This is a genomic window from Spirosoma soli, from assembly GCF_042684525.1.
In the GTDB taxonomy this organism is placed as follows: domain Bacteria; phylum Bacteroidota; class Bacteroidia; order Cytophagales; family Spirosomataceae; genus Spirosoma; species Spirosoma soli.
Map to the genome: position 1 here is coordinate 108,540 of NZ_JBHULN010000019.1, position 20,506 is coordinate 129,045.

Genomic DNA, 20,506 nt, shown 5'->3' on the forward strand with positions numbered 1-20,506 from the left:
CAGTCGTCATTTGTGGTAGGCAATTAATACCCACGAATGACTCTATTAATGATCCTCAGTGACATTACTGGACCGACGCGTACAGTGCCCGTAGACTATCCGCAGGCAGTGGTTTCGGCACGATGGTCATGCCATCTTTGATGTTTTGAATGCCTTCGTAGACCACGCGTTCGCCCGGCCGAAGTCCCGACTGAACAATGTAGAATTGGTCAACCCGGCTTTTAGGAATGAAGCTGCGGGTCTTTACCTTGTTATTGGCGTCGACTACATAGACAAAGTTTTTATCCTGTACTTCGAATACGGCTTTCTGCGGCACCAGCAAGGCGTCGGCCACGTCGGTAGTCAGGCGAATTTTGCCGGTAGCGCCGTGCCGAAGTAATCGATCCGGGTTTGGGAAGCGGGCGCGGAAAGCAATGGTACCGGAGTTGCCTTCAAAAATGGTTTCGGTTGTTTCGATCTTGCCTTCGTGCGGATAGTGCGAATCGTCGGCCAGCAGCAGATCAACTTCCCGAGTATTGGGCTTATTGGGGTCTCGTCTTTTTTTGATAAAGGCTAAGTATTCTTTCTCCGATACATTAAAATACGCGTACATTTCCCGAATGTCGGAGACGGTGGTCAGCAAAGCCCCTTCTTCAATCAAACTGCCTCGCTTGAAGGGCAACCGGTTGATGACGCCGTCAAATGGGGCTTTAATCGTAGCCAGCGAAACCCGCAGTTGGGCATTTGCCCTGGCCGCTTTGGCTTCGTCGATGGCTGCGTGGGCAGCATCGAGCTTGGCTTTGGCCAGTTTAAGTTCAGACGGTGAAATGACGTTCTTGTCGACCAGTAGTTTTACCCGGCCTAACTCTACGTCGGCCGACTTGGCCTGGGCAGTGGCACTCTCCAGACTGGCTTGGGCTTTGGCTACTTCCACCTGATATTCGGCTGCGTTGAGCTGAAACAAAAGCTGGCCTTTCCGAACGGCCTGCCCTTCATCAACCAGAATTTTATCCAGATAACCAGCTACCCGAGCACGAATTTCTACATTCTGCACCGCTTCCAGCGTACTGGCGTAATCGTGGTCGAGGGTTGTATTTTGGTTGGTTAGCTGAATAACAGGAAGCGCCTGCGTCTCGACCTGTTGCTTGTCTTCGCTTTTAGCGGTACAGCCAGCTAACACAGTGCTTATGAGTAATACGTTTATGCCCGGGTAATACTTCATAGAACGGAATGAGTATGGAATGTTAGAACTCGTCGCGTATCCGGTGACTGTCAGAGAATTACCGTTTTCACTACGCTGCAAATACGAAATACAATCTAAATATCAGCTTAGAAAATTCTTAGAATTTGCTTAGAATGGGGCCAATAGGAGGTATGTAAATTAGAATAGTACAAATTAATCTCAAGTGGGGAGAAAACACGATGAAAAAGTTATTTTAGCAAACATGATCTCATGTTAATCGGATGGCGCTATCCATAAACTAATGCCAGTAGTGCTGGGTGGTGCAGCGTGTCAGCAGCTACAGAAGTAGGGGATCAGCAGCTATTGAAGTAAGAATACGGACTTCACTGTATCGAAAAATGCCCTAACTTTGCATTTTAGAGACCCATCCATGGCCACCGAACAAATTCTGATTCTGGATTTCGGCTCGCAATACACCCAACTTATCGCCCGTCGGGTGCGCGAACTGAACGTTTACTGCGAAATCCATCCGTACAATCACATCCCCGAAATCACTGCTAACGTAAAGGGCGTTATCTTATCGGGTAGTCCGTCGTCGGTTCGTGATGCCGATGCACCCACTGTACATCTGGCCGCTTTTCGGCGCAGAATGCCGCTTCTGGGCGTATGCTACGGTGCCCAGTTAATGGCGCACACTAGTGGAGGAGAGGTGCAGCCGTCGGCTATCCGTGAGTATGGTCGGGCTAAACTAGGTACCGTAAACACAGAGAATCCATTGCTGCACGGCCTTGACCAGCATTCGCAGGTTTGGATGTCACACGCCGATACCATCACGAGTGTTCCCGAAAATTTTAAGGTGATAGCCTCTACGGATACCGTTCACGTGGCCGCTTTCGAGGTAGAAGGAGAGCCAACGTATGGTATTCAGTTTCACCCCGAGGTGACGCACTCGTTGCAGGGCAAAATGCTGCTCCATAATTTCGTAGTTGATATTTGTGGCTGCTCACAAAATTGGACAGCGGAGTCGTTTGTTGAAACAACCGTCGCTCAGCTCAAAGAAAAGCTTGGCGACGACAAAGTGGTACTCGGCCTGTCGGGTGGCGTCGATTCGTCGGTGGCAGCCATGCTGATCCACCAGGCAATCGGCAAAAACCTGTACTGCATCTTCGTTGATAACGGCGTGCTCCGCAAAGACGAGTTTTCGGGCGTATTAGAATCGTACAAGACGTTGGGACTGAACGTAAAAGGCGTCGATGCTAAAGCTCAGTTCTACACCGCGCTGGCTGGACTCAGTGATCCGGAAGCCAAACGGAAAGCCATTGGTAAAACCTTTATCGACGTTTTTGATCACGAAGCGCACCTCATTGAAGGCGTGTCATGGCTGGGGCAGGGGACCATCTACCCCGACGTTATCGAGTCAGTGTCCGTAAAAGGCCCTTCGGCAACCATCAAGTCGCACCACAACGTAGGCGGTTTACCCGACTTCATGAAACTGAAAGTCGTTGAGCCGCTCAATACGTTGTTCAAAGATGAAGTACGGGCGGTAGGCCGCACGCTTGGGTTGCCCGAGGCCATCCTGGGTCGTCACCCATTTCCCGGACCAGGCTTAGCCATTCGGATTCTGGGCGATGTCACCCCCGAAAAAGTAGAAATTCTGCAACAGGTCGATGCGTTGTTCATCGACGGCCTGAAACGCGACGGACTGTACGATAAAGTCTGGCAGGCAGGGGCCATGTTGTTGCCCGTACAATCCGTTGGGGTTATGGGCGACGAACGCACCTACGAGCGAGTAGTTGCCCTCCGGGCCGTAACGAGCGTCGACGGCATGACGGCTGACTGGGCGCATTTGCCCTACGAATTCCTGGCCAACGTATCAAACGAGATCATCAACCGCGTGAAAGGTGTCAACCGGGTCGTGTACGATATTTCGTCGAAACCACCCGCTACTATTGAGTGGGAGTAGGAGAAAATACAACAAGAAAATGCCCGACATTACGTAATGTCGGGCATTTTCTTGTTGTGTAACGTAGCCTGGACCAGTGGTGCGGTACCAGCGGTCCAGGCTACGTTACAATTAAAACAGCTTTTCATTCGGGGGTTTGATGCCCTTCATGCGAATGTAGATTGTGGTTTGTCCGCGGTGGTGCGTCTGGTGCTCAAACTCCTTGGCGAACGCCGTTTCGCGGGTCATGTCCCGGTTGAACACTTTTACGTTTTCGGCCAGTTGGGCGTCGGTCATTCCCTTGAGCGCATCGATGGTGAAGTCGTAGCTTTCCAGAACAACTTTTGTTAGGGCTGCTTTCGTCTTGAACTCATCCAGCTTTTCAAGATTCTTTCCCTGGTACGGATTGGTTTTACCACTCGCTGCTGAAGCAAAATTGAAATTGCCGTTGGCCAGGTGTAGCATCTGCTCGGCAAAGCTACGGATCTCGGCCGTCGGCTTAAAGCTAACTCCATCTTCAGGCATAGCGTCCAGGTATTCTTTGGTGTATTCTTTAGCGCGCTGCCACTCCGTAACAAGCTGGGAGACGGTGACGGTTGAAGGCTTCTCGGCTGCCTGAGCCGTAAGGTAGCCAACTAACAGCAGGGCCGCTGCCATGAGTAGATTAAGGGTAGTTTTTGTAAGCATAGTAGGGTTGGTTAACGGTTAAACCGCTAAGATAGACAATTCGTATCTCACATAAAGCAGGTGTTTTGATTAAAGGCTATCTGACAGATCTGACCAATTCTGTGTGCCGCTAAACTGGACCACCTACTACCATTAGTAGTTATTCGTTACTAAATGGCGGGATCTGGTTTCGATAGATAATATCCGCGATAATATCTGACCGCTCTAGTAGCCCTGAACGAATGACGATCTGCTCAATGAATGTCAACTTTAGGCAATGATGTACAAAAAAAACGTCCTGAGTGATCACTCAGGACGTTTTTGGCCAGTTTTTAATAACTCCAATATCCCTCAACCCAAACTCGTCCACGGTTGGTTTGGCGCCAATAACCGGGATTCCAGGTTTTGTAGCGGGCTGGTTTTGAATAAGTAACGTATTCAACGGGGGCTGTCTGATAATAGCCGTTTACCCAGATGTAGTCTCGTCCTCGGCGGACGTAGTGACCTGGAACCCATACTTGGCGTGTTTCTGAGACCCGAGGAATAACGATCACCCTTCTAGGCGCCGGAACTTGCGCTTCGACCGGGGTTGAGTCGACGGTACACAACGCGGTGAGCAACAAGCTCGCCAAGGCCACCACTTTCACGTTTGTTTTCATAGCGTTTACTGATTAAGTCCGGCAGAAAATCAGATACTTCACCTACTTAGATGGTCCTTTTCTGCTTCTGTTATCATTACTAGGCTATAGTTAATTAACCGTAAAGTTAAAAACTGGCTACATAATAACGTGTAGTAAAGCGATATTGTTGGATAGCTACGTCAATTTTAAGCATTACATGATCATAGGCACCGGAGTAGAATCAGATAACTTTCCAATATCATTAGCAGCGTACGTCCTGGGCTCCCTTGAACTTTACGGCTGAAACAGAGCATAAAACAAGGCTGATTCTGCCACCTCAAAAAAGAGCTATTCCTGCAGTTGTTTCGCAAAGCTGTTAAGAAGCTCATCGGATACAGTATCTTCTGAAAGACAAGTATCTATAAGAGATCAGACCTGATCCTAAGGTATTATGTAGCTACAGAGACGTCAATCTGCTGCTCGGTCGCCTAGCTTGGAGTCTGCTTCATTTGGGCTTATTGAGTAAATAGCTACTTTTTACTAGTGATGGTAAACTAAATGAGGGCTATTTTTAGTTTGTCCGCCCAGTAAAGACCGCTAAACATTAAGATAAGTAAACGGTTAGGCTAATGAGTAGACTATTTTGTTCAGGGTATGTAGTAAAACTTTACCACTTGGTTTCATGGTTATCGGCGAGAATATAAAGCCTAATCAACTCAGCGCTTTGGCTTTTGCCATCAACAACCGTTGTGTGATTCAGATTAAGCATAGAGGTGTCTGGCGAACGGTTGAACCGTTTATGACCGGGCTACGATGCGATACCCAATGCCTCGGGTTGTGGGGCTACTGCCGGGACGTTGTTCCTCAAGATGGAAATGGACAGTGTCGATGGCAGTTCTTTGCGGTTGAGGAGATTGACCACTTGGAGATGACGCTGTACTCATTTGAAGTCCGGTATGATTTTCTGGACTACTGCAAGTGGCTGGACCCGGTTTATGCCGTATTTAAACCGTAGCCCTCAAGTAGGCTATCCTGTATCAGCCTTTTTGTGAATCTATAAATTGAACCCCCCGGCACGGTCTGCCGTAGCAAGCCTGGTTGTATCCACGAACACAACTGCTTCACTTACTGATTACGCCGTTTCGCTAACTAGGCTCCAATGGAAGGCAAGTCAGTGATAACGGGTTGCTACCCAATTGCGCAGATAGGGTATAGCACTGAGCCAGCCTGTTTGCTATCGGAAAAACCTTAGTCGTCACTTTTTAATAATTATCAGTTATGTGCCTGGTAATTTGTAACGTCAGCATAAGCTGTACACGTGTTTGATCATCAGTACTTTACAAGTTAAGTAACGGTCGATTTATTACAAAGCAATATAAATCTACAAAAAATATAGATAAGATATTTTAAACAAAAAATACCTTTCACAGATTAAACAATCAATGAATTACGAAGCCAACGAGTCACAACAGCCGGATCGGGACGAGCCTCTCTCCGAAGCACAACGAACGGAGTTAAGCAATCCGATTCTCGTTGTAGAAGAGCAGATCCGTGTCGATAAGAGAGTTGTTGAAACGGGAGTGGTTCGTATTCAGAAACGGGTAAACGAAGAGTACGAAGTAGTAGACATTCCGACTATTCGTGAAGAAGTCGTCGTTGAGCGAGTGGCTGTCAACCAGTATGTTGATTCGCCACCCGGCGTTCGCTACGAAGGCGACACAACGATTGTGCCTGTGTTGCGTGAGGTGATTGTTACTGAGAAACGACTCCTGCTCGTGGAGGAAGTACACATCATTAAACAGCGCGTACAGGAAAATACTTCTCAGGAAGTAACTCTTCGAAAAGAAGAAGTACACATCGAACGTACTTCGGGTGCAGGAGAAGACAGTAGTAAGTTGTAAAGTGTTCAATTCAAACTAACAAACCACAACAATGGCACAGCAAACAGTAATCGGCGTATTTGACAGCGCAGCAGAAGCGCAGCGGGCAGTAGACCAACTGGTCAGTAACGGATTCTCACGCGACAGCATTGACTTGTCAGCTCAAACTACTTCGGATTACAGCGACAGCACAAGCACAACCTATGCTGATCGTGATGATGACAACGACAGTGGTATTGGTGGTTTCTTTAGATCGCTCTTTGGCGGTGATGACGATGACAACACCCGTAAGTATACGAGCGTAGCTCAACGGGGGTCAATTGTAACTGTTCACGCTCAATCATCAGACGAAGCCGAACGGGCTGCTGACTTGCTTGACGAGTATGGCGCCGTTGATATCGACGAGCGGGCCGCACAGTACACTACTACTGGCTACGCGGACACCACAACGGGATATACTGGCACAACCGGCCTGACTGATACCACAACTGGCTACACCGGTACAACCGACCGCCTTGCTGACAACGATCAAACCATTAAAGTCATTCAGGAAAACCTCGAAGTAGGTAAGCGTGAGGTAGAGCGGGGTGGTGTTCGGGTGCGTAGCCGTATCATTGAGCGCCCTGTGGAAGAAAGCTTACGCCTTCGCGAAGAGCGCGTACGTGTTCAACGGACTCCCGTTAACCGGCCAGCCACAGCTGCTGATCTGAATGCGTTTCAGGAAGGTCAGATTGAGGTGACCGAGCACGCCGAAGTACCCGTAGTATCTAAGACGGCCAACGTCGTTGAAGAGATTTCGGTTGGCAAAGACGTAAATGAGCGTGTCGAAACTGTACGGGATACCGTACGTAACACCGATGTTGAAGTTGAGAATCTGAACACAACTGACCCATCAGTGACTACCCGGACAGACTACGACGCGGATGATACAAACACGACCTACACGAATCGGTAAGCGGTAGCGTAAGTGTTTAAAAAAAGCCTGATCTCGCAATGAGATCAGGCTTTTTTTGCGAAGACCGGATCAATCCGTTTAACGTTTCTCCGAAATTACTTCCCGAATGTCATTAATAAGCTTGCCTGCCAGGTGATCAGCCGTGGCCAGCGTGTCGGACTCCGAATAAATGCGAATAATTGGTTCCGTGTTCGACTTACGCAGGTGAACCCATTCCTTATCAAACTCTATTTTGACACCGTCGATGGTATTAATAGGGTTACGGGCGTATTTAGCCTGAATCCGTTGTAGAACCGCATCAACGTCAATATCAGGGGTTAATTCAATCTTATTTTTGGAGATATAGTAATTTGGGTACGTCCGACGGAGCATAGACGCCGACTTACCGAACTTAGCCAAATGGCTTAAGAACAACGCAATACCCACCAGTGCATCGCGGCCATAGTGTAGCTCTGGATAAATAATGCCTCCGTTACCCTCGCCACCGATAATGGCTTGCTGCTGCTTCATCATGTCAACTACATTGACTTCGCCAACGGCCGATGCAAAATGCTGGCCGCCATATCGTTTAGTCACATCACGCAGAGCTACCGTACTTGACATGTTCGACACCGTATTGTTCACCTGACTGGTATTGGCCTGTTCGTTTTTGAGAACGTAATCGGCGACGGCCACGAGCGTGTACTCTTCACCAAAAGGAGAACCATCTTCGCAAATCAACGCCAGCCGGTCTACGTCGGGGTCGACAACAATACCAAGGTCGGAGTTGCCTTTCTCAATCTCCTTGATAATGTCGCGTAGGTTTTCGGGAAGCGGCTCAGGGTTATGCGCAAAATTGCCCGTTGGTTCACAGTGTAGTTTGGTTATCTGTTCAACGCCCAGTGCTTCAAGAAGCATGGGTACGGCCAGACCACCCGTTGAATTAACGGCATCGACAACGACCCGGAAATTTCGCCCGGCAATGGCTTGTCGATCAACCAGCGGCAGCGCCAGAATTTGGTCGATGTGCTTTTGCAGCCAGGTCGTGTCGGTACGGTATTTACCGAGTTTACGAACCTCCGCAAAGTCAAACGATTCCGCTTCGGCAATAGCCAGTACTTCGGCACCATCCTGCCCGGAGATAAACTCACCAGCTTCATTGAGAAGCTTAAGGGCATTCCATTGAATAGGGTTATGACTAGCAGTAAGGATAATACCGCCAGCGGCTTCTTCGCCGGGTACCGCCAGCTCGACCGTGGGTGTTGTAGAAAGACCTAAATCAATGACCGAAAGTCCCAGGCCCTGTAGTGTGGCTGCTACTAACTTCGAGACCATTTCGCCCGATAGCCGCCCATCGCGCCCAATAACCACAGTTTGTTGCTTGGGGTTACGTTGTCGAAGCCACTGCCCGAAAGCCGCTGTAAATTTTACCACATCCAGGGGTGTCAGTCCGTCTCCGCTGCGCCCCCCAATCGTTCCTCGAATCCCGGAAATAGACTTAATTAATGCCACGTGATGGGTCAGGTAAAAGCTAGTATTGTTTACAAAGATACGGGGCAGGGGGCGAGGGGCAAGGGGACTATGTGGAAGAAAGCAAAGTTTTTAGAGAAAGGTCAAAAGGGAAAACCCTCCATAAGCTCTGATAAGACTCAATATCAACGTTCCCTCTCGCCCTAGTTACTGCGCCCTGTTCAGACAAACACTAGCTCTGAACGGAGGGTCGAATTAGCCTGGCCACTGAACGTACCGCTGATGGGAGCCGCCAATTCGGGCTTGGCTGTAGATGTCAGAAAAATATGACGGTTTACCACAATTGACCCTTCGGTCGGGTCAAATCCCCGCCATCCTGCACCGGGTAAGTACACTTCAGCCCACGCGTGGAGCTGGTGTTCTTGCTGCGGATTACCAAACAGATAGCCACTCACAAACCGGGCAGCAATGCCCAAACTCCGGCAGGCCGCAATGAACAGCGTAGTATAGTCGCGGCATGACCCTTTGCGTAGCACTAGGGTTTGCTCGGGCGGAAAAGGAGCGCCGTGTTCTCTGATTTCATACGTAAACTGCCGGATCGCCTGATTAAGGGCCATCAGAAAGCTGGTTGTTTGCCAACCGGCTCCAGCCGCCAGTTGTTTAGCCCAGCTTTCAATACGTTCTGATAAACCAACCCGTTGCAGGTAAGGTTGTAACAGATCTTCAATAGATTTTGGGTAACGAAAGGGAACCTGCTGCGTTTCGAACGGAAACAAGACAAAGTCAAACGAATTGAACTCGTCAGACTGCAACGTCATCTCCGCTATTACCCGTAAGTGTTTTGTGGGGTGGTTGAAGTAAACTAATTGCTGGACGTTGCCTTCCACATCAATGTTACGCACGATACGCGATGGCTCTGGCTCAATCGCTAGCTGGTAGTCTAACAGGCGTTGATACGGATAAGCTCTTGGATACAGATACAGCGTTTGCGGACCAAGTGCCACCGGTATGTCGTATGTGTATTCGGATTCGTGCCGAACGTGAAGATGCATAAGGAGTGGAGTAAGTATTGTGAGAGCAGAAGAACGAAGTAACGTGCTACTGTTTATGGCGCACGTAGGCACCTCTCACCGATTACTTAACAGAACGTACTTTGTCGAAAATAGGGTCCATCCAGTAGGTAGGTAATTTCCTGACCGAATTGCTCAACAGGGCGCTCCACTGGTGTGATACTTCATCCATATCCTCTTTTTCGAGCCGGTACTCGGTCATATGGAAACTATCTTTTGGGTACACAACCACATCCAACGGATAGTCGACGTCATTAGCGCTAACGCGCGTAGCGTCGAAGCCTAGGAAGCCAATTTTGAGCGCTTCCTGAAGGCTGGTTTCATACGACAGGTTGCGGAACAGCAAGGGTTTGCCGTAGCCCGAATTGCCGATTATTTTGAAGGGGGCTCCCTTGTCAACTTCAACCCAGTTGCCCTCAGGATAGAGTAAAAACAATTTATGCTCGTCGTCGTCTTCTAATTGTCCACCAACGATGGCGTTTAGATTGAAACTCAATCCATTGGCTGTAATGGACTCTCTGTCTTCTTTCGCTACTCGTTTTACCTGCTCCCCAAATGCATTAACGGCTTTATACAGTTTATTGAACGAGCGATCCTGTTCGACAAGCACTTCCTTAAAATACGTAATGGCTTTATCGCGCACTGAACGCAAGCCCGATGTCATGATAAATAGAGAGTGATTTTCAACTTCGTGAACGGAAATCTTACGATTCGACGACACTTCGGTGCCCGAGGTAAGTCGCGTATCGGCGATAGCAATTAACCCCGATGCGACCTTAATTCCTAAACAATACGTCATTATGTACAGTGGGAAAGCAGATTGTATACCCAACAAATATACAGGTTGCCCTAATTTATGTTCGATATAATACGCTGTTTTCTCAAAAAAGGCGAATTCTACTTATCCAACGAGGCCGCTGGTAGCTGGGTTAGTTGCTGACCCGTAAGTCGACACGGGCTTCGTCGTCTTCGCCTTTACTCGTGTCACTAGCGATAGTATTGTTGGGGGTAGAATCTGAATCGGCCGGCGTAGCGGTCGTGATTTCGGCTACATTCTGGAATGAACCGGTCGTGCTGGTTGCCTTTGCCCTGAAGATAAGAGTGGCTGACTGGCCCACTCCTAATTGGGCAATTGTACCGCTAACGGCTCTGCCAGTAGCGGTCATGCCCGTCGAAGAGCTGTCGAACTGCATAGAGGCTGGTAGGTCGTTGCGCACGGTGATGTTTGTAGCTGCCTGTCCACCCCGATTGTACACAGTAAGCGTGAATGTAACAGGTTGGCCTACCTTTACGTACCGGCTGCTCACTTGTAGAGACAGGCTTAAGTCAGCTTTGGCAGAATCCGGTTTGGGCTGATTAGACTGGACGTCCGGCAGCGGTTTCTGGTTGGGGTTGGGAGATGCGTATACAGCTGTTGAACTAGCTGAGCCAGTTCCGCTGGTAGAACCAGTTGCCTTTGTCCGTAAGTCAATTCCTGCTTCATCATCTTCGCCATCGCCGGTACCTGAATTCGGTTGGCTGTCGGGGTCCTGATTCGTTTGGGCCGATAGTTCAGCCGCATTCAGGAACGTGCCCGCTGCCGTTAAGCGAGCTACGTACCGACGACTGACAGACCCACCGGCTGGTACTGAGGAGATGGTACCCTGTACGATGCCATTAGCAACGGTCAATCCATCCGCCGATGATACAAACGTCAGGTTACTGGGCAACCGGTTCTGCATGGTTGTACTGCCAGCGTCGCAACCACTTTCGTTACGCACCGTCATGGTAAACGTAACGGTATCGCCCACAACGGGCGTTCGGCGGCTCACCCGAAGGGATAAACTCAGGTCGGCTCCGGCCATAGTAATCGTTTTGGTAACGGCATCCGACAAGCACCCATACACTGCATTCTTTGCCTGCAGCGTGTAGCTTCCCGGAGTTGTCGCCGTAATTGTCGATGACGTAGCTCCGGTGCTCCAAAGGTTTGGGCCGGCATAATTAGAAGTGAGCGTTACGCCCGTGCTTCTGCAGATCTCAAACGCACCGTTGGCGGTAATTGTGGGCGCTGCTGGCCGAACGGTATTGGGTATGGTTACTGCTGGTGGAAAATAAACTTGTTTCTGAGCGTTACGTAATCGGGCCGAATAAGTACCTGCCCCCGTTGCTAATGTCTGGCTGGTAGCGCCCGTTGTCCAGGTATATTCGTAATTATCAGGTTGAGTAAGCAAGAGTTGATTGCCATTTGCGCAGGCTACACTCGCCAACGGTTGCTGCTGAGCAGGGTAAAACTGGGCGGTTTGCAAAATATTGTCGGTAATGGCGTTCGCCCATAACTCGCCAACTCTACGCTGACCTGATGGCGAGTAGTGAATACCATCCGGCCGTTCCTCTTTAGACGTAACAACGTCGAGGTCTGGCCCTTGAAAGGTCCGGTAATTGGCCCGATTAATGACTTGATACTGAGCCGAGCGTACATTGTCGAACGGGGCACCAACGAACGACGAAAAAGCGACAATCCAGGCCAGATCGGGTTTGTTAAACTCCTGACGCGACTTATCGATAACACCATAATGGTGCATCAGAATTTGGTCCGTTGGATTTCCCCGATCGTTTTCGCCGTGGTTAAGCAGAATGGCCCGAATACCGGTCGACGGCACGTATAAGTTCATCAGGTTACGCAGGTTCACATAAGGCATGCGTATGGAGTATTTCACAAAGCCGTGGTCGAACGGAATGTCGTAGGCGGCCTTGTAGTTTTGCTCCATGTTGGTACCCCCGAAGCCCGCATTGTAAATGAGTACCGGTACATTAATCCGCTGCACGAGCACATCGCCCATGCGGCCCCAGAACCAGGCCACCCGCGCGAAAGGTGAAATACCACTAAACGTTAGTAACTGACTAAAGGCCAGTCCGGGCAAATAGCGTGTATCAGCAGTGTTGTCGTACTGAGCAAACTCAGGCGAATCCATGTTTAAGGCTACTACCGTTACCCGATCGTCGGTAGCGCCTTCCATAGTGGGGCATTTATCGACACCATCAACGTAACAACCCGACCCCTGCGCATTGGAGTGGCCTACAATGCCGAAAACCTCGCCAACACCAAACCGGTCAACGCTATCCGTAGCCACCACTCTACCATTCCGTTTGCCCTGTACCAGAATCTTATACCAACCGCCACGCACGGTCATCGTACCGTTAAACTGGCCATTGGTAGGATTAACCTGCAAATTTGCCCAGTTGGTAGATGTGCCCTGACCTGTTGCACGGGCAATCACACGAGCCTGGATGGTATCGAGTACCTGAGCATAGCTACCGGCGATTTGTACTGTTGCCTGGTTGTTATTATCCCGCTGTATCACCATCCGGTTGACCGGATACGTAATGTCGAGTTGAGCCATGGCTAACCTAGGGGAAATAAAACAAACCGCTAGTGTTAGACATAAAGCAAGTAGAGATCGTAATTGTAAAATCATCTTGGATAAAGCAGATGAAGTTGCCATATAAAGCAGACTTCATGCGACCAAGATACGTTATTAGATCTTAAATGTTTATTAAAATAGGAAAAATTATATGTATTTTAATCGATTAGTTTCCGATTAATTAAGATAAAGTTTAGACGAAAGACAACGCTTCTTGAAGAGTCTACACGTCGTTTGGCTGGGTTCTACCCCTTGTGCTAAAGTTTCATACCTTGAATCAGTATGGACGTTTTAACAGATTGCTCCTTTAAGTGCAAAAACTGTTTACGGCTCTCATCATATTGAAAGGCGTGGAAATCCTGCTCAGTTTCAAACTTCACAACGTGCACTTCGTAAGGTTGGTCAATATGATGTTCAATGTAGGAGTCATCACTTGGACGTATGCGAAGCAAAAGTTGCCCATTATATTTCTCAATCAGCGGGATAGCAATAGCCTCAAACTGATGGAAAACATCTTCCTGCCCTTCTTTTATGTAGATTAACTGAGTTAGGTAAATCATTTGACCAGATCTGTATGGTTTCTACTTAGCTGTAGTGTTTTTTTGCTAAAAGAAGCTTTTCCGTCGTTGCACGTAGCCCTATTAGGCTGCAACTTCTCTGTAAGCACCCAACAGGGGGTGATGGTAAGCGCACGGGTTAAAACAAACTACCGCACCTGCGACCTTTACACACCTGCCAGGTTGGGCTGTTTGCTTTACTTACTGACGAGCATCTTGTCGCCCGCGACCCGACCAACGCTGTTCTTGAAACAGAAAGGCCTGTTCTCTGTTCAGCTTCATCGCTTTGATGATACTAAGCATTACGCCATTTTCAAACATGCCAACTAAATATCCGTCACTAAATCTATCAGCTCGAATAATGATTGTGAGAAGTCTGCAAAGCGTTTCAATGTCTAAAGTTGCATAATCAGTGTTTTTGTTATCGAGCAAACTCTTCCCCGCTTTCCAGGAAATCCAATTATAGATGGGTACTATATCCAAATCATTTACTGCGTAAAAAAACTTATCTACTATTTCGCCTGAACTCCAGTAAGGCATTGTCATAGAGCCGTCAGGAAGTTTATTCCCGCCCCTGACCTCACCGAATTTTTCGGTTGATTCAATTTCAGGTATTAACCCGAACAGCTTATTCCAGTCGTTCGGCTTGATGCTTTTTAAGTGCTCAGCCAATTGTTCAAGTTCTATCATAAAGTCAACGTCTACATTTGTCCTGCTCGCGCAAGTATTTTAGCGGCCAAAGCTCGCCTAATTTATTTAAACCCAGCTGCAGGGCGTTTAACTGGTCGCACGAAACCCGGAAATGGAAGCCTACATTTCACCTCTGCGGCCTGCAACCTATTGACCGGAAGCCCAAAAAGGAAGCACTGCTTGTTTGGTTCACCCAACACGTTATTGTACGTAAAAACCACTTAATATTGAGTGGTTGATTATCATACTGTTAATAGTAAGCGCACAAGTTTATTATGTCCCATTTGAGTGCCTGGCTCACAAGTGACGCATACAATTACAAGGATACGTATTCGTGATAGGCTACACAATGTAATAGAAGTACACTTAGAAGTAAATTAACTGTATGGTAGTAGGGTAGAAAAGATGTAGAAGGAGTAAGTACAGAGCGATAACCGGATTAGATGAGGGCTCAGCTTACCTGCCTTGGTGAGCTCAAAATATAACACCAGCCCAAAAAAGGCCGCACCCAAAAGGATACGGCCTGCGTCTGTCGATGAACTAGTAATATCTTACGCTGAGATTACTCAGCTAAGGCTTCTTCTTTCAATACCTCACTTACTGCCGTCAGCGGTAGATCAAACGCGTCGGCAACGCCTTTGTAAACCACTTTGCCGTCCACTACGTTCAGACCCAGTTGCAGGTCCATGTTGTCGCGGCAGGCTTGCTGCCAGCCTTTGTTGGCCAGTTGCAGCGCGTAGGGGAGGGTAGCATTGGTCAGGGCCAGCGTACTCGTATAAGGCACGGCACCCGGCATGTTGGCTACGCAATAGTGAACTACATCGTCAATAATGAACGTCGGGTTCTCGTGGGTAGTTGGGCTACAGGTTTCAATGCAACCACCCTGGTCAACCGCTACATCAACGAGCACAGTTCCCGCCCGCATCAGCTTCAGCATATCACGGGTGATCAAATGTGGTGCTTTGGCACCCGGAATCAAGACCGCGCCAACGATAAGGTCACAGACTTTAATCATCTCCCGAATGTTGTATTCGTTCGACATCATAGTCTGCACGTTTGGCGGCATAATATCTGACAGGTAACGCAGACGTGGCAGGCTAACGTCCATGATGGTCACGTGAGCTCCCAGACCCGCAGCCATTTTAGCGGCTTGCGTACCAACGATACCACCACCCAATACGAGCACGTTGGCAGGTTTAACACCCGGTACGCCACCGAGCAAGATCCCGCGGCCCTTCAGTGGTTTTTCGAGATATTTAGCCCCTTCCTGAATCGCCATCCGGCCAGCTACTTCCGACATCGGAACCAACAACGGCAGGCTGCGGTCAGGCCGCTCAACCGTTTCGTAGGCCAGACAAACCGCACCTTTGGCGAGCATGGCTCTGGTTAACTCTTCGGATGAGGCAAAGTGGAAATACGTAAATAGTAATTGGTCTTCCTTGATCAGATCGTACTCGGCGGCAATCGGCTCTTTCACCTTCATGATCATCTCTGCAATCGCGTAAACGTCTTCGATGGTGGGCAGCATGATGGCACCGGCTGCAATGTATTCTTCGTCTTCAAAACCGCTCCCCTCGCCAGCATTAACCTGTACATATACAGTGTGGCCATACTTGCGAAGTTCGGTAACACCAGCCGGTGTTAAGGCAACGCGGTTTTCGTTATTTTTTATCTCTTTAGGAACACCAATAACCATGACGTGAGGAAGCGCTTAATACGGTTCGATTTGATAATACAAAGGTAATTTGGTGGTGCATGTTTTCTATGACATACCCATTTTTTAGGAAATACGCTTAGTTATAGCTTAGTTAGTAGAATAATATTCTATAAAATCTCGCACATCTTTAGTGCTGACGTAAAAATTCCGTAATGGACGTTTTAGACCCGACAGACCGCAAGATCATAACTCTATTACAGGGTAATGCTCATCTAACGATTCAAGAAATTGGTCAGTTGATTAATCTATCCAAAACGGCCGTTCATGAGCGGATGAAGCGACTGCACCGCGAAGGTGTTATCGAACGTTACGTAGCTATTGTCAATAAGAAAAAACTCGGTAATCTGCTGATGGTGTATTGCCAGGTGACGCTCGACAAACAAACCCGCGATGCGTTCGTTGGCTTCGACGCGGCTGTTCGAGAACTGCCCGAAGTGCTGGAGTGTAATCGTGTGTCAGGAACTTTCGATTATCTGTTGAAGATCGTAAGCCGGGATATGGAAACGTATAACCGGTTTTATCAGGAGCAGCTATCAGTTCTGCCGGGAGCGTTACACATCAGTAGCTTTTTTGTCATGGCTGAAGTGAAAAATACAACGGCGGTACCTGTTGGCTAACGGGTTATGGGTAGTGTCAGTAGTGGCGACTAATTTTTCGTTAGCTTTGTTTACTGTATAAAGAGCATTTATGCTATGCAACTTCCCTTGCACATACCGCAACTTGACCGCTTGAGTGATCAGGAGTTAGTTCGTTTCTGTCTGGCTAATCCTGACTTAAACATTGAACGCGATGAAAACGGTACGCTGTTTATTGATATGTCACCCACCCACCTTCTGACTAGTTCCAACAATAGTGAACTGAACGGCGAGTTTGTTATCTGGAATCGCAAAGTCAAAGCTGGTAAAGTCATTGACTCGAACGGCGGCTTCTTTCTGCGCGACAAGTCGATGAAAGCGCCGGATGTGGCCTGGATTCGTCGCGAACGCTGGGATGCGCTAAGCAAAGAAGAAAAACATTCGTTTCCGCATCTGGCTCCTGACTTTGTTTTGGAACTGGAGTCAGATAGTGATAACATCAATGAGCTGAAAGTCAAGATGGAAAAGTGGCTTGCCAATGGGGTGAGACTAGCATGGCTGGTGTCAGTTAAGGAGCAACAAACGTACGTTTATCGCCCCCAGCAAGCCGTTGAAACAAAAGCGTTTTCTGAAAAGCTATTGGGTGAAGACGTGTTAGTGGGATTTGAGACAGTGTTAGCCGATATTTTAGAAGTGTAGCCTGAGAGCCTATGGTGATTCCGAATCAGGCTGACAAGCAAAAATCCCCGTACTGATTAGTGCGGGGATTTTTGCTTATTGTAGCGCGGGTGGAAACCCGCTATTGACAGCTGATAATGACGGGTTTCCACCTGCCTTACAGCTATTAATAAGGCTGTGCTTCGTGCGACTCTTGTTCGGCTTTTTTTACAGCCTCGTGCGTGCCTGTTACGCCCTGCGGCTCACCGTGTGGAGCATTGCCAACGGGCTCACCATGGCTGGCTGCCTGTTGTAGTCCTTCTCGTACGCGCCGACCGTAGTCTTCGTCACACTGGGTGAACAACTCAATCATTTTGTCCTGAATGTGCTTTTTAACCGGTTTCAGCGTATTGACCAGGTTGTTAATCAGGTCATCGCGCTCCCAGTCTTCAAACATCCGGTAGCGTTCGCCCGCCTGGCCGAAGTTATTGGTCCGGTCGATGGGTTGGCGAATTAGGTTACCTGCTACATACGGTGTGTGATCAGGGCCGGGTGATGGCGCTTGCTTTAAGCCATTCATTGATGATGGTTCGTAGTTGACATGCGGGTTCTGACCTGGTGCCGTATCAACGCGGTACTGCATCTGACCGTCGCGCTGGTTTGTCGCTACGTGCTTTTTCGGCGCGTTGATGGGCAATTGCAGATAGTTGGTTCCTACGCGATACCGTTGCGTATCCGAGTACGAGAACGTCCGACCCTGCAACATTTTATCATCCGAAAAGTCCAGGCCATCCACCAGCACGCCCGTACCGAAGGCTACTTGCTCGACTTCATGGAAATAGTTCTCCGGGTTTTTGTTCAGCGTCATCTTGCCGACGGGTAACCAGGGGAACTTGTCAGTTGGCCACAGTTTGGTATCGTCGAGCGGATCAAAATCCAGTTCAGGATGCTCATCGTCGCTCATGATCTGCACCAGCAGCTCCCACTGGGGGAAGTTACCGGCTTCGATGGCCTCGTACAGATCCTGCGTAGCGTGGTTAAAATTTTTCGCCTGAATCTGTTCGGCCTGCTCCTGCGTTAGGTTCTTGATACCTTGAAGCGGCTCCCAGTGGTACTTCACCAGAACGCCTTCGCCCTTGTCGTTATACCATTTGTAGGTGTTTACGCCGGACCCCTGCATCATGCGGTAATTAGCCGGAATACCCCAGGGCGAAAACAGGAACGTAATCATGTGCATAGCATCGGGCGTATTGCTGATAAAATCAAAAATACGCTCGCCATCCTGCCGGTTCGTTAAAGGGTCTGGTTTAAAAGCGTGTACCAGATCAGGAAACTTCATCGCGTCGCGGATGAAGAACACTTTCAAGTTGTTGCCGACCAGGTCCCAGTTGCCATCTTCGGTATAGAACTTCACCGCAAAACCGCGCGGGTCGCGAAGCGTTTCTGGTGAGTGACCACCGTGGATAACGGAAGAGAAACGTACAAAAACTGGTGTCTGCTTCCCCTTCTCCTGAAACAATTTCGCTCGTGTGTACTTCGAGACCGGCTCATCGCCAACCGTACCGTATGCTTCAAATACACCATGGGCACCAGCACCCCGCGCGTGCACAACGCGTTCAGGAATGCGCTCGCGATCGAAATGACTGATTTTTTCGAGGAAAGGGTAATTTTCGAGCGTGGTCGGCCCCCGATTGCCCACAGTGCGGACGTTCTGGTTGTTGTAGAGCGGGTGGCCTTGCCGGGTGGTCAGCGTCTGGTCGGTCGGCTGATCCTGTGGTTGGAGGCCAGTCGCGCCAAATTCTGGCGAAGGCGTGGGCTGATTCCCGTTCTGGCCATTGCCATTGTTGTTCGTTGCCATAAATTCTATAGTTATAGTCGGGAATAAGTTTAACAGGTCGAATGAGAAATGGTTTATATCTCCTGTCATAAATTTTTTCTATGATACATCGACTGTGTCATACGTATTGAATATTGAAAAGAATACGTACAGGCTGCACGTAACGAGTATATAGAGTAGGAGCATCCAATAAAGTGCCTTTCTGAGTAATCGAGCCTAACTAATTAATTCTTTGCTCAACCAGGCGAAGCCTTGCTTACATCTCTCAATCGCTACTTATGAATCTAAATTTGCTCTGTGGCCTGGGTCTGATTGGCTGCAGACTTAGCGTCCAGGCTCAGTCCTGGCAACCCGTTGCTACCCAAAACTCCTGCTCAACCCGGCACGAAAATGCAGCTGCGCTCGTGGGTGATAGCCTCTATGCCATTGGCGGACGGGGTATGAAGCCGCTGGAAGCACTTAATCTTAAAACATTGGTTTGGCGGACCCTACCTACGCCACCCGTTGAGATGAACCACTTTCAAGCCATCAGTTACAATGGGGAGATTTATGTGATGGGCGCTTTTCAAGGGAAATACCCGCACGAAACGCCAATTCCGAATATATACATCTACAGCCCAAAACAAGGTGCCTGGCGGGTTGGCCCTGAGATTCCAAAAGAGCGGCTGCGGGGGTCGGCTGGCGTTGTCGTGTACAACAACAAAATATACATGGCTTGCGGGATCATTGATGGGCATTACGATGGTCATGTGGCGTGGTTAGACGAATACGACCCCGAAACAAACACCTGGAAACGTTTGCCCGACGCACCCCGTACGCGCGATCATATTAGTGCGGCCGTCGTAAACGACAAGTTATACCTGGCGGGCGGACGAAACTCAACGGCCCGCATCAACAAAGTGCTGGAGACGACTATTGCTGAGGTCGACGTCTATGATTTTAAAACGGGCCGCTGGACCACCTTGCCCGCTGAATCTAACATTCCAACGCAGCGAGCAGGAGCAACGGCCGTTACGCAGGGCGGTAAAGTCTGGATCATGGGTGGCGAAACGGTGCAGCAACTGTCGCATAACGAAGCCGAAGCACTCGATCCCAAAACCAACCGCTGGACAGCCGGGCCAAGAATGAATCAGGGGCGTCATGGTACGCAGGCAGTGGTGTACGATGGAAAGATTTACATTGTAGCGGGTTCAGCCAACCACGGTGGCCTTTAGGTTTGTGGCATGGTAAGAATCTAAGAATTAGCTAGCTTTCTAAAAACATCAGAGCGGGCTTCCCTATCGCGGTGGCTAGGTACGACCCATGGTCCGATTCAGGTCCCGCTCTGT

At 49.0% G+C, this 20,506-nt stretch carries 18 protein-coding genes; 7 read left to right on the forward strand and 11 right to left on the reverse strand.

Annotation, left to right across the window (positions count from 1 at the left end; all coding sequences use genetic code 11):
* Positions 1 to 64 precede the first annotated feature (64 nt).
* On the reverse strand, positions 65 to 1,201 hold the full coding sequence (locus ACFSUS_RS23610; RefSeq protein WP_381526479.1) for an efflux RND transporter periplasmic adaptor subunit: 1,137 nt from the start codon (positions 1,199 to 1,201) through the stop codon (positions 65 to 67).
* Positions 1,202 to 1,592: 391 nt separating this feature from the next.
* Between ACFSUS_RS23610 and guaA the strand changes: the two genes are divergently transcribed.
* Complete coding sequence (guaA, locus tag ACFSUS_RS23615) at positions 1,593 to 3,125, forward strand: glutamine-hydrolyzing GMP synthase (protein ID WP_381526481.1); 1,533 nt, start codon at positions 1,593 to 1,595, stop codon at positions 3,123 to 3,125.
* A 111-nt stretch (positions 3,126 to 3,236) separates the two neighbouring features.
* Here guaA and ACFSUS_RS23620 read toward each other — a convergent pair whose 3' ends face one another.
* Both ACFSUS_RS23620 and ACFSUS_RS23625 read right to left on the reverse strand, forming a co-directional pair.
* A complete protein-coding gene (locus ACFSUS_RS23620; RefSeq protein ID WP_381526483.1) occupies positions 3,237 to 3,791 on the reverse strand; it encodes a DinB family protein in 555 nt (184 codons plus the stop codon).
* Between the two features lie 311 nt (positions 3,792 to 4,102).
* Positions 4,103 to 4,429 (reverse strand): hypothetical protein, encoded by a 327-nt coding sequence (locus tag ACFSUS_RS23625; RefSeq protein WP_381526485.1) that lies wholly within the window; start codon positions 4,427 to 4,429, stop codon positions 4,103 to 4,105.
* 643 nt (positions 4,430 to 5,072) lie between these two features.
* Here ACFSUS_RS23625 and ACFSUS_RS23630 point away from each other — a divergent pair.
* The 3 genes from ACFSUS_RS23630 to ACFSUS_RS23640 all read left to right on the forward strand — a co-directional run bounded on the left by ACFSUS_RS23630 (position 5,073) and on the right by ACFSUS_RS23640 (position 7,225).
* Complete coding sequence (locus ACFSUS_RS23630; protein WP_381526487.1) at positions 5,073 to 5,405, forward strand: hypothetical protein; 333 nt, start codon at positions 5,073 to 5,075, stop codon at positions 5,403 to 5,405.
* A gap of 427 nt (positions 5,406 to 5,832) precedes the next feature.
* Complete coding sequence (locus ACFSUS_RS23635) at positions 5,833 to 6,291, forward strand: YsnF/AvaK domain-containing protein (protein ID WP_381526489.1); 459 nt, start codon at positions 5,833 to 5,835, stop codon at positions 6,289 to 6,291.
* A 31-nt stretch (positions 6,292 to 6,322) separates the two neighbouring features.
* Positions 6,323 to 7,225, forward strand: coding sequence for a DUF2382 domain-containing protein (locus tag ACFSUS_RS23640; RefSeq protein ID WP_381526491.1), 903 nt, complete (start codon positions 6,323 to 6,325; stop codon positions 7,223 to 7,225).
* Between the two features lie 78 nt (positions 7,226 to 7,303).
* On the opposite strand, the gene glmM is transcribed toward ACFSUS_RS23640, so the two are convergent.
* The 7 genes from glmM to ald all read right to left on the reverse strand — a co-directional run bounded on the left by glmM (position 7,304) and on the right by ald (position 16,088).
* A complete protein-coding gene (glmM, locus tag ACFSUS_RS23645) occupies positions 7,304 to 8,716 on the reverse strand; it encodes a phosphoglucosamine mutase (RefSeq protein WP_381526492.1) in 1,413 nt (470 codons plus the stop codon).
* A gap of 179 nt (positions 8,717 to 8,895) precedes the next feature.
* Entirely contained in the window at positions 8,896 to 9,726 is an 831-nt protein-coding gene (locus tag ACFSUS_RS23650) for a transglutaminase family protein (RefSeq protein WP_381526494.1), read from the reverse strand.
* A gap of 82 nt (positions 9,727 to 9,808) precedes the next feature.
* The gene (locus tag ACFSUS_RS23655; RefSeq protein WP_381526496.1) at positions 9,809 to 10,543 is read right to left on the reverse strand and encodes a peptidase; all 735 of its coding nucleotides are present in this window, start codon (positions 10,541 to 10,543) and stop codon (positions 9,809 to 9,811) included.
* Between the two features lie 130 nt (positions 10,544 to 10,673).
* Positions 10,674 to 13,124 (reverse strand): sialate O-acetylesterase, encoded by a 2,451-nt coding sequence (locus ACFSUS_RS23660; RefSeq protein ID WP_381526498.1) that lies wholly within the window; start codon positions 13,122 to 13,124, stop codon positions 10,674 to 10,676.
* 278 nt (positions 13,125 to 13,402) lie between these two features.
* Positions 13,403 to 13,705, reverse strand: a complete 303-nt coding sequence (locus tag ACFSUS_RS23665; protein ID WP_381526500.1) for a DUF1330 domain-containing protein — start codon at positions 13,703 to 13,705, stop codon at positions 13,403 to 13,405.
* A 198-nt stretch (positions 13,706 to 13,903) separates the two neighbouring features.
* Positions 13,904 to 14,392 (reverse strand): DUF6508 domain-containing protein, encoded by a 489-nt coding sequence (locus tag ACFSUS_RS23670; protein ID WP_381526501.1) that lies wholly within the window; start codon positions 14,390 to 14,392, stop codon positions 13,904 to 13,906.
* 562 nt (positions 14,393 to 14,954) lie between these two features.
* The gene (gene ald, locus ACFSUS_RS23675) at positions 14,955 to 16,088 is read right to left on the reverse strand and encodes an alanine dehydrogenase (protein WP_381526502.1); all 1,134 of its coding nucleotides are present in this window, start codon (positions 16,086 to 16,088) and stop codon (positions 14,955 to 14,957) included.
* Between the two features lie 173 nt (positions 16,089 to 16,261).
* Here ald and ACFSUS_RS23680 point away from each other — a divergent pair, with 173 nt between their 5' ends.
* Together ACFSUS_RS23680 and ACFSUS_RS23685 are read left to right on the forward strand one after the other, a co-directional pair.
* Positions 16,262 to 16,726 (forward strand): Lrp/AsnC family transcriptional regulator, encoded by a 465-nt coding sequence (locus ACFSUS_RS23680; RefSeq protein WP_381526504.1) that lies wholly within the window; start codon positions 16,262 to 16,264, stop codon positions 16,724 to 16,726.
* 75 nt (positions 16,727 to 16,801) lie between these two features.
* On the forward strand, positions 16,802 to 17,383 hold the full coding sequence (locus ACFSUS_RS23685) for a Uma2 family endonuclease (RefSeq protein WP_381526505.1): 582 nt from the start codon (positions 16,802 to 16,804) through the stop codon (positions 17,381 to 17,383).
* A 145-nt stretch (positions 17,384 to 17,528) separates the two neighbouring features.
* On the opposite strand, the gene ACFSUS_RS23690 is transcribed toward ACFSUS_RS23685, so the two are convergent.
* On the reverse strand, positions 17,529 to 19,199 hold the full coding sequence (locus ACFSUS_RS23690; RefSeq protein WP_381526507.1) for a catalase: 1,671 nt from the start codon (positions 19,197 to 19,199) through the stop codon (positions 17,529 to 17,531).
* Positions 19,200 to 19,456: 257 nt separating this feature from the next.
* On the opposite strand from ACFSUS_RS23690, the gene ACFSUS_RS23695 reads away from it, so the two are divergent.
* Positions 19,457 to 20,392, forward strand: a complete 936-nt coding sequence (locus ACFSUS_RS23695; RefSeq protein WP_381526509.1) for a Kelch repeat-containing protein — start codon at positions 19,457 to 19,459, stop codon at positions 20,390 to 20,392.
* The last annotated feature ends 114 nt before the right edge of the window (positions 20,393 to 20,506 follow it).